1 protein-coding gene is annotated in these 379 nt (G+C 54.9%); it reads right to left on the bottom strand.

Annotation, left to right across the window (positions count from 1 at the left end):
* Window positions 1-379 (bottom strand): cadherin repeat domain-containing protein (locus tag Q0835_RS30205; RefSeq protein WP_298967205.1); only part of this gene is annotated, 379 nt, incomplete at both ends.

Raw genomic sequence — 379 nt, 5'->3', positions numbered from 1 at the left:
ATCCGCATCGGTGGCGAGAGCAGTAATGCCAACCTGCGTACCTTCACCGGCGTTCTCGGCAATCGAATTCGCAGAAGCATCTGTATCGGCGATGGCGGCAACATCAGTCTCATCAACGTCGGACACAGCGATCGTGAACGTCTCCTGTGACGTCGAACCGTCCGTTGAAGTCGCTGTTACAGTAAAGTCGATGGAACCTTCAGTCTCAGCATCAAAGGAAGAGCCCGACGCAACGGTTACGACCCCGTCGTCATCCACAGTGAATCGGCTGTCGTCGACGGAATAGCTGACGGAATCAGAACCATCCGCATCGGTGGCGAGAGCAGTAATGCCGACCTGCGTACCTTCACTGGCATTTTCGGCAATCGAATTCGCAGAA

Origin of the sequence: uncultured Roseibium sp. (assembly GCF_947499295.1) — a bacterium.
Taxonomy (GTDB): Bacteria; Pseudomonadota; Alphaproteobacteria; order Rhizobiales; family Stappiaceae; genus Roseibium.
Note: the sequence above shows the minus strand (reverse complement) of the source record. Positions and strands in the feature narration are given on the sequence as shown.